The sequence below is a fragment of the Candidatus Woesearchaeota archaeon genome, assembly GCA_003694805.1.
Taxonomy (GTDB): domain Archaea; phylum Nanobdellota; class Nanobdellia; order Woesearchaeales; family J110; genus J110.
Genome location: RFJU01000020.1, coordinates 1 through 1858, shown reverse-complemented (window position 1 = coordinate 1858; position 1858 = coordinate 1). Strand labels below are relative to the sequence as shown.

At 54.1% G+C, this 1858-nt stretch carries 1 protein-coding gene and 1 other annotated feature; the gene reads right to left on the bottom strand.

The window, feature by feature from the left end; all coding sequences use genetic code 11:
* Nucleotide 1: 1 nt before the first annotated feature.
* Nucleotides 2-287: a sequence feature (possible 23S ribosomal RNA but 16S or 23S rRNA prediction is too short), on the bottom strand.
* A gap of 415 nt (nucleotides 288-702) precedes the next feature.
* Nucleotides 703-1858, bottom strand: a 1156-nt coding sequence (locus D6783_00815) for a hypothetical protein (protein RME53810.1), incomplete at its 5' end; no start/stop codon positions are given.

Here is a 1858-nt window from a genome sequence, read left to right as displayed (position 1 = left end):
CTCTGCAAGCAGAGAGGTTTGGGCTCCTTCCGTTTCGCTCGCCGCTACTCAGGAAATACCTATTGGTCTCTTTTCCTCCGGGTACTGAGATGTTTCAATTCCCCGGGTACGCCCCCTGTTTTGTTTACCAAAACAAGGTCATCGAGTGTTGCTCGATGGGGTTCCCCCATTCAGAGATCTCCGGATCGAAGGTTGTTTGGCACCTCCCCGAAGCTTATCGCAGCCAGACCACGTCTTTCATCGCTTCATTCAGTCAAGGCATCCACCATGTGCCCTTAATGGAACTTCCTGTAAGGAGTTCCACTAACCACTTTGTGTCTTTTTGTTTGTGTATTACATGGCATTCCTCAGCGCCTGCAATACACCAATGCAATGCGTGCCTCAAAGCGGAAAGACCGATGGTCGGCTGGACCATCAATATTTTTTGAGACACGCTACCTACATGTCGATTTCAATGTTATGTAATTTGTCAAAGATCTCGTATATGTGCACTGAAATGAAAAGAGCCGCTTGCGCGGCCTCTAGAGAGTGTTTGCAAAAGACACCTCTATCGGCTCGCTTTTCGGTTCGTCAAAACAGTACTCATATACGTGGTCGCTATTGTATAGGAAGGGTAAAAAATGTCAACGGCAAATGCGTGCCGTTTCTCATACAGAACCGCCCAACAGCAACCCAACCACCCAACGACCGATATACACGCCACTACAACGGCCCGCCATCAGGCGGTGCTCCAGGTGGCGGACCAATGATGCAGTTGACGGTGCACACACTCTCACCACCGGCGCCACTGATGGGTGCGTGGAACATTTTGGTCACGCCGGGTGTGGGATCATCACAGCCACCGGTGTCGCCTTGCCACCAGAAGAGGTCCCAGGGTCCTTTGATGGAAGTTGTGGTGCACGATGTTGCTGCTTCGCGTTCTTGTTGTACTTGTTGTATCTGGAGTTGTAGCAGTGCGACGAGTGCGGTTGCTTGGTTGAGTTGCGCTTGGAGATGCGAGAGGTCGGGTGTGGGTTCGGTAGGTGGTGTCGGTGGTGGTGTGGGTGGTACCACCGGTGGAGGTGCCGGGGATTCTTCGCCCGTTTGCGGTGTGTGCGGTTTGAGAAACGAGGCGATGGGATGCACGACATAGGTATCGACAACCGTGAGTATGGTATCTGAGACGGTGCGGGCAATGCGCAGTGGTAGCGTGCCGATGGTGAGTGTTGCGTCTCCGGTATCAAGAGCGAGTTGTTTTGCTTTAGTGGCAAGGGTGACCCCGGGCGGGTTGAAGCAGCCGCTCGCGACTGTGTCGGGTACCGGAGCGGTGGTGAGGCGGTCTATGGCGTTGCGTATGTGTGAGATGATGAGAAAGTCACCTTGCTCAAGGTACACCTCAGAGAACGAGTGTCCGCCAAACGGATTCGCTTCTTCTGCCGGAGTGAGGGTGAAGGTGGTGTTGGCCGGCAGGGGCGGGTTGCCACCGGCGAGCGTGATACCGGTGCGTACCGCGTTGATGACCTTGTCGGTTGCAGAGGTGACGTAGGCACCACCGCCGGCTACTGACGACGCCGGAGTTGCCACATTCACCACGGCAATGGCGCTCTCGGGTATGCCGTTGTTCGTGAGGTACTCGTAGAGTGCGTTGGTATAAAAAGATCCTTGCGAGTGACCGACAAGGATGATTTTTTGTGTGTGTACTTTGGTGTGGATGTCGTGGAGCATGTTCTCGAGATCCACGTCGCGCACCGGGGTGCTCCGACGTGATTGTATGAGTGCTTTGATGAAGTCGCCGAGGCCGGCGAGGTGGGAGGGGTTGTGGGCGTTGGTTATCTCTAAACCTGTGGTATTACCAACTAATCGTTGAAAAGTATCCTTT